The 6,913-nt window shown below is 65.3% G+C and carries 9 protein-coding genes and 1 pseudogene; 4 read left to right on the top strand and 6 right to left on the bottom strand.

The genetic code is table 11. From position 1 onward, the window contains the following. Together G3N93_RS30780 and G3N93_RS30775 are read right to left on the bottom strand one after the other, a co-directional pair. Positions 1–515, bottom strand: a 515-nt coding sequence (locus G3N93_RS30780; protein ID WP_206134644.1) for a YbfB/YjiJ family MFS transporter, incomplete at its 3' end; no start/stop codon positions are given. Between the two features lie 167 nt (positions 516–682). Next, a complete protein-coding gene (locus G3N93_RS30775) occupies positions 683–1,885 on the bottom strand; it encodes an RNA-guided endonuclease TnpB family protein (RefSeq protein ID WP_206134643.1) in 1,203 nt (400 codons plus the stop codon). A gap of 74 nt (positions 1,886–1,959) precedes the next feature. Here G3N93_RS30775 and G3N93_RS30770 point away from each other — a divergent pair. Then, a pseudogene (locus tag G3N93_RS30770) lies at positions 1,960–2,088 on the top strand (transposase); the annotation flags it as partial. A 196-nt stretch (positions 2,089–2,284) separates the two neighbouring features. On the opposite strand, the gene G3N93_RS30765 reads toward G3N93_RS30770, so the two are convergent. Further along, positions 2,285–2,830, bottom strand: a complete 546-nt coding sequence (locus G3N93_RS30765) for an alpha/beta hydrolase (protein ID WP_206134642.1) — start codon at positions 2,828–2,830, stop codon at positions 2,285–2,287. A 117-nt stretch (positions 2,831–2,947) separates the two neighbouring features. Here G3N93_RS30765 and G3N93_RS30760 point away from each other — a divergent pair, with 117 nt between their 5' ends. The 3 genes from G3N93_RS30760 to G3N93_RS30755 all read left to right on the top strand — a co-directional run bounded on the left by G3N93_RS30760 (position 2,948) and on the right by G3N93_RS30755 (position 4,923). After that, positions 2,948–3,403, top strand: a complete 456-nt coding sequence (locus tag G3N93_RS30760; RefSeq protein WP_011356102.1) for an Lrp/AsnC family transcriptional regulator — start codon at positions 2,948–2,950, stop codon at positions 3,401–3,403. 385 nt (positions 3,404–3,788) lie between these two features. Continuing rightward, positions 3,789–3,911 (top strand): hypothetical protein, encoded by a 123-nt coding sequence (locus G3N93_RS42105; RefSeq protein ID WP_006766865.1) that lies wholly within the window; start codon positions 3,789–3,791, stop codon positions 3,909–3,911. 58 nt (positions 3,912–3,969) lie between these two features. Next, positions 3,970–4,923 carry a leucyl aminopeptidase gene (locus G3N93_RS30755; protein WP_206134641.1) on the top strand — a complete coding sequence of 318 codons (954 nt, stop codon included), beginning with the start codon at positions 3,970–3,972 and terminating at the stop codon, positions 4,921–4,923. A gap of 16 nt (positions 4,924–4,939) precedes the next feature. Here G3N93_RS30755 and G3N93_RS30750 read toward each other — a convergent pair whose 3' ends face one another. The 3 genes from G3N93_RS30750 to G3N93_RS30740 form a co-directional block, all read right to left on the bottom strand. Further along, positions 4,940–5,449, bottom strand: coding sequence for a GNAT family N-acetyltransferase (locus G3N93_RS30750; protein ID WP_174938370.1), 510 nt, complete (start codon positions 5,447–5,449; stop codon positions 4,940–4,942). A gap of 55 nt (positions 5,450–5,504) precedes the next feature. Beyond that, positions 5,505–6,536 carry an AraC family transcriptional regulator gene (locus G3N93_RS30745; protein ID WP_174938368.1) on the bottom strand — a complete coding sequence of 344 codons (1,032 nt, stop codon included), beginning with the start codon at positions 6,534–6,536 and terminating at the stop codon, positions 5,505–5,507. Positions 6,537–6,573: 37 nt separating this feature from the next. Then, positions 6,574–6,913, bottom strand: a 340-nt coding sequence (locus G3N93_RS30740; protein ID WP_206134640.1) for a hypothetical protein, incomplete at its 5' end; no start/stop codon positions are given.

Genomic DNA, 6,913 nt, shown 5'->3' with positions numbered 1-6,913 from the left:
CCCGTGCCGCCGTAGTAGAGCCCGAGCAGCAACCCCGCATCGCGCGGCGACGCCGACGCGAGCCGCGCAGCCAGCACGCCGCCGCTGATGAAGATCAGCGCGCTGCCGACGCCGGTCGCGAGCCGCTGCACGAGCAGCGCGTGCATGCCGGACGTGACCCCGCACGCGGCCATCAGCAACGCGGTCAGCACACACCCGGCCGCCAGCAGCGTGCCTGCTCGCCAGCGCCGCGACAGCAACGGAAACGCGAGTGCACCGACCAGGTAGCCGGCCGCGTTCGCCGTGTTCAGCGCACCGGCCTGCGCGAAGGTCCAGCCGAGATCGGCCTTCATCGGCGGCAGCAGCAGCGCATACGAAAAGCGCGCGAGGCCGAGCGCGATCGCGCTGCCGAGCGACAGGCAGATCGCAAGCCGCCATGCGGCCATGCGATTCGGGTCATGGTCGGGATAGGGGCTGGTCGCGCCGGTGTCCGGCCGCGACGGGCCGGCATGCTCCGGTTGCGGCGCTGCGCGCATCGCATGTCTCCTTTGTCGTTCGAAGCCGCGGCAAGTCATGACGGCGGAACCGGTGTTCCGCACGCGCCAATCCCGACTGTCGAGGCTTCCGATTCTGTCGACCGTTGACATCCTCCCCCGCCTGAAGACGGGAGATTCCTACCGCGTCTGAAACGACAATGCTTATCTCAGATCGCCTCGGCGGGTTCCTGCTTCATTGAGCGGTCCGACTGCACCGGCTCTCCACAGGCTGCAACGCGGTGCCCCCGCGCCAGTATGTTGAGAGCGCCGACGACATCGGCGTTCTCCTCGTAACTGCATTCGATACAGGCGAATTTTTCCTGCGTGGTCCGGTTATCCGCACTCACGTATCCACAAGCCGGACACGTCCGGCTTGTATTCGCGGGCGGGACCGCCACCAGCCAGCCGCCATTCCAGGCCAGCTTGTATTCCAACTGCCGCCTGAACTCGAACCACCCTTGGTCGAGGATGGCCTTATTCAGACCGGACTTGGCCTGAACATTTTTGCCAGGCGCATCGGTACTGCCTGCCGCCGACCTGGACATATTCCGAACCTGCAAGTCCTCGATACACACCATCGCGTGGTTTTTGCTGATCGTGGTCGTGGCCTTGTGCAGGTAGTCGCGGCGAGCATTGCCGATGCGCGCATGGATGCGCTGGACTCTGGCCCTGGCTTTTATCCAGTTATTGCTGAACTTGACCTTGCGGCTCATCGCACGTTGGCATCGGCGCAGACGAGCCTCATGTTTCCTGAAACTGTTGAGCGGTGCGAGAAACGTGCCGTCGCTCATCGTGGCGAAGCGGGCGATGCCCACATCGATGCCGATCACGCTGGTGGCATGGGGCACCGGCTGCTCGACCTCCCGCTCGCTCTGGATCGAGACCCACCACTTGCCCGCGTTGAAGCTGACCGTGACGTTGCGCAGTTCGCCCGGCACGGGACGCGACAGCCTCAGCCGCATCCAGCCCAGCTTGGGCAGGAAAATGCGCCCATTGGGCTGGTCGAGCTTGAATTGCTTGGGGTCCGGGTAGCGAAAACTGTCGCGCTGGCCGCGCTTCTTGAACTTCGGAAACGCCGCTCGCTTGGCGAAGAAGTTCTTGTAGGCCCGCTCCATGTCCTTGAGGGCGTGTTGCAACGGATGAACGGGGGCATCCTTGAGCCATGGCGTTTCGCCTCCGTTACGCCACTCCGTCAGATGCTTGGCCATTGCTACGTAGCCGATGAACTTGCCGCCCGCCTCGTAGTTCTTCTTCTGCAACGCCAGTGCCTTGTTGTAGACGAACCGGCACGATCCGGCGAAGCGGCGCATATCGCGCTGCTGCTCGCCGTTCGGCATCAGTTCGAACTTGAAGGCCTGGAGTCGTCGCATCGGACGATTGTATGACTGGCCCACAAGAGCGAGTCAAGCCATTCGACGCGGTCGCTATTACGTCTTTCAAGTGCTACTCGAGCATTCGTAAAAAGTCGTGGGGCGGCGCGCTGTGGTCTCCGTCATACTTCGCCGGAAGTTGTGGCGGCGCGCCTGTCGAAATCATTCGCCAATACATCGACCAACAGAAAACGCCCCACTAGCCGCCGGAAAGGACGCCTACGGCGACCGCGCTATCCTTCCCAGCCCTGAAGGACGAGGTTTGACGCGCATGCAGATCATACTTGAGCCGTCGCGGGCCGGCATGCGTGGCCGACAGGCACCCGGCCGCGGCAACCGAATCGTCCATGCATCGCCCGCCGCGGGCCATCGCGGAAGCCCGTGGGCCGCTTGCCCGCGCTACCCCCGCAATCCCGCCATGAAGGCCGTGAACAAAGCACGCCCCTCGGGCCATTCGGCCAATCCCGCTTCCGTATTCAGATGGCCGCGCGGGCCGAGCAGCAACGGCGTCGCCCCCCGCTCGCTCGCCCACGCAACGCCGCGTCCGGACGGGTCGTATCCGTCATCCGAACTGGCGATCGCCAGCACCGGCAAGCCGCCGAAATCGCCGTCCGGCACCTGCGCAAACGCACTGGCCGCGGCCGGAAAACGCGGGCCGCCCGGATCGGGCACCGCCACGAGCCACGCACCGCACACGACGCGCGTCGACGCCGCACGCCAGTGTGCAAACAGCAGGCAACCCAGCGAATGACAGATCAACACCGGCGGCGTCGCGGCTTGGCCGACGGCTTCATCGAGCGCCGCCATCCAGTCACGCAGGTCGGGCGCATCCCATGACGCAGGCGCCATGCGGATGGCGCCCGGAAGCGCGGCCTCCCAGTGGCTCTGCCAATGATCCGGTCCCGAGTTGCCGATCCCCGGCACGATCACGATCGTCTGGTCCATCTCCGTCTCCATGAATAAGCGAGCTCGCAGTCTCGCCTGCCGGAAACCGGCCGGGAATGGCAAATCATCGGATATTGAGACAATATGCCGATGAATTAACGGAGCGGGACAGCGGACATGTCGAACGGAGAGCTCGATCGCCTGGATCTTTCGATCCTCGAGGCGCTGCAGGAAAATGCGCGCATGCCGCTGTCCGAAGTGGGCCGGCGCATCGGGCTGTCGCAGCCGGCCACGTCGGAGCGCGTCAAGCGGCTGGAAGAGCGCGGCATCATCGCGGGCTACGGCGCACGGATCGACCCGGCCGCGCTGGGGTTGGGGATGATGGCCATCATCCGGCTGAAAACCACGCATGAACACATCAAGCCTGCGCTGCGCGCGTTCGCCGAGATGCCGCACGTCATCGAGGTCCACCGGATGACCGGCGAGGATTGCTTCCTGCTGAAGGTCCTGGTGCCGACACCGGGACAACTCGAAACCATCATCGATGCGATTGCCCGCTTCGGCGCGGTCACGACGTCGCTGGTGCTGCGGTCCGAGCCGGCCAAGCCGCTCGGCAAGGCGCTGCTCGGTTGACGCGGGCGTCGGTTCGCTGACGCGCCGCAGATGACCGACGATGTGTTCGCGCGCATGCACGGTCGCATGCGAACGCCATCGATCGCGGCGATTGAATTTCCGATGAAAAATCGCCGAATGCAATGCGTCGCTTCAGATTCAGGTCATTGAAAAAATGACAGCGAATCCGTCATTCGCTTTATCCGTGTTTTACGGCACACGACCCGCAAATCCCCCGTGTTTAGCACGCCTTGGCTAAAAACCTTGCAACGCATTGCATTCGTAAATTCGTCAGACTAATATCAACGCCACTCGCCGCACATTCACGAAATGTGTGATGAGGAGTGGCAACTTTTTAGCCGCGCTTTCATGTTGAATCACTCATGTTCACCACAGGAGAATTGACATGCAGGACACCCAGCAGATCGAATTGCTTGACTGGATGCAGGAAGACACGCACCCCGAGGCCGTCGACATGATGGTCGAGGACGCCGTGGTGCCGTTCGGCACCGCGCTCTGGCCGGTCTGAGCGGGCCACCCGTTCTTGCGGAAGGGCTGCGGCCCTTCCGCCGCTTCCGGAGACACGCATGCTGAACCTGCACCGCGCGCTGGGCTTCCACCCCGCGCTGCGCGACAAGCTGGCGCGCGGCGAATCGGGAAAACTGCTGGTCGGCCATGACACCCGCAACCGCGACATCGCGTTGCGCGCGTTTTCCGCCCTGCCCGATTCGCTCGACGCGACCACACTCTGCCTCGAAAGCACCCCGCCCGCCGATATCGCCGCCGCGCTCGATCGTGCCGACCTGTTCGTGCTGTTGTACGACTCGTCGTGCCTGCCGACGCCGTCGCCGAGCGGGCCGCCGTTCCTCGCCGCGATCCGCCCCGCGATCGTCGAGCACTGGAGCAAGTCGGTACTGTTCAAGGATTACGGCCCGCATCTCGACGAGGCATTCGCCGAATCGCTCGACGACATCGCGGCACGCAACGGCCGGCTGATCGACGCGGCCGCGCGCGCGTCGCAGATCCGCTTCATCGACGAAGCCGGCAACACGCTGACGGGCTCGCTCGCGCCGGACCAGAAATGGACGAGCGTGGACGGAATGGGCAATCTAGACGTCGTGCCCGGCGAGATCGCGACGCACGTCATCGATCTCAACGGCTCGGTCGTCTTCAGCGGCACGTTTCTCGGCACCGTGCCGTTCGCGATCAAGTACAAGGTAGCCGAACAACTGGCCACACTGCAGGTCGAGAACAGCACGATCGTCGGGTTCGACACCGATAACGAAGGCTTCCGGCGCGATTTCTCGACCTATCTCGACCGGCATGCGAATCACCGGCGGATCGAGGAATTCGGCATCGGCACGAACCTCGGGATTCGCGGGCTGTACGGCCGCAACGCGGGGTTCGAGGAACGCCATCCGGGCCTGCACCTCGGGCTCGGCGGTGGCGAGAACGGCAGCCACCATCTCGACCTGATCTTCGCGCGCGGCACGCTCGCGCTCGACGAACGGATCGTGTTCGACGGCGCGTTCGCCGTCTGACGAAGCGGCTGCGTGCTCAGGCTTCGGCGGCCGCCGGGTCGCCGAGCCACTTGACCATCACGAGGCAGTCGACGAAGCCGAGCCGCGCGTGACGATACGCGCGCGGCAGGCGGCCGACGATTTCGAATCCCAGCTTCTGCCACAGCGCGACCGCAACTTCGTTCGTCGAGACGACCGAGTTGAACTGCATCGCGAGGAAACCGCGCTCGCGTGCAACCTGCTGCGAGTGCTCGCACATCAGGCGCGCGACACCACGGCCGCGCGCGCACTCGCTCACCATGTAGCCGCAGTTGCTCACGTGATTGCCGGGGCCGCCCGCGTTCGCCTTCAGGTAGTACGAGCCCAGGACCACGCCATCCTCTTCGGCAATCCACGTGCAGAGCGGCGCATCGAGCCACTGTGCGCGCGCCGCCTCCTGTGTCGGCGCCGCATCGAATGCGTAGGTTTCCTGAGCGGAGACGATGGCGCGGTAAGTCGGCCAGAAGCGCGGAAAATCATCGTCGGTCATCGGGCGAATCGTGATCATGCAAAGTCTCTCGTGATTGGAATGTCGGCAGGCATGCCAACGATCGTACCGTGATTCAGGTACGGCCGCTGTCCCGTTGCGCCGCGCTGCGAAACGCGCCCGGCGGCACGCCGTACCAGCGCTTGAACGCCTGCGAGAAACTCGACAGGTCGCTGAAGCCGAGCCGCTCGGCCACTTCCGCGAGCGACAGGCGCGCGTCGCCGAGCAGCGTCTCGGCCATCGCGCCGCGCGCCTGCGCGAGCAGCGCCCGGAACGTCGTGCCCTCCTCCTGCAGCCGGCGCTTGAGCGTGCGCGGGCTCGTGTTCATCAGCCGCGCCATGTCCTCGAGCGAGAACGGCGCGGAGCCGGGCGTCGCGGTCAGGTACTGGCGCACCATCTCCGACGTGCCCACGCGCGCACGCCGCGCTTCGAGCAGTTGGCCGCACATCTGTTCGCACATCGACACCGTCAGCGGATTCGCGTGCGGCAGCGGCCGGTCGAGCAACACGCGATCGAATGCGAGGCTGTTCGCGCGCGCCGAGAACGCGGGTTCGACGCCGGCGATGCGCGGCACCGCCATGGAAGGCGTGCGCGCCGCCTGCACCGTGAAGCGCGACAACGCAAATGCGTCGCCGCCGATTTCCTGCAGCAGCACGGTCGCGGCCATCATGTCGCGCTCGACGACGAACCGGCTCAGCGTGCCGTCGAGTTCCGGCGCGCCGAAACCGAGCACGCACGTCCCGTTTTCCTCCCGGTACGTGATCACCGTGAACGCATAGGTGAGCGGCAGGAAGCGCAGCGCCAGCGCCAGCGCATCGCGCGCGGTCGCGCTCGCGATCAGCCCGTAGCCCCACACGCCGTAGGCCGAGAAGTGATAGCGCTGGCCGACCTCGAACCCGAGGCCCGGCGCGCGCCCAAGCGCGCGCAGCAGGTTGCCGGTCAGCCGCAGTTCCTGCGCGGCCGTCACCTCGACCTTTGGATCGTCGAGCTGCGCGTCCGCGAGCCCCGTGCCGGCCAGCAGCGTCGTGTGCGGCACGCCGCGCTCGTCGCCGAAATCGACCAGCAGCCGGGCGCTGGCCGGACTCCGGGTGAAATCCCAGAAGCTCATGCGGAGAAACCCTCGAAGCGCCGATTTGGCCCAAATACTAAAACAATTGTCCCGAAGCAGCATTGGTGTTTTCCCATGCGGCCAGCACCATCGGCGTCATCCAGTCGTCGCCCGAACGACGCCACCGCCCTCCGGAGGAGACACCATGCGACCGAGTCGCACGACCGATCCCGCAGTCCGCTTCACACGCCAGCGCGCCGAATTCACCGCGTTCGCGGCGTTTGTCCGCGACCCCGCCCCGCCACGCGCGACCCGCCTGCCGCGCGCCGGCCGCCAGATCGGAAGAGCGGCGGGTAGGGAAAGAGGGTGCGGAAGCGGGGAGAAGTCGGTGGGGGCGGGAGAATAAAAAAAAAAAAAGAAACAGAAGCAGCACACGA

This window comes from Burkholderia sp. Se-20378 (genome assembly GCF_017104665.1).
Classification (GTDB): Bacteria; Pseudomonadota; Gammaproteobacteria; order Burkholderiales; family Burkholderiaceae; genus Burkholderia; species Burkholderia lata.
This window is presented reverse-complemented; position numbering and strand designations above follow the sequence as displayed.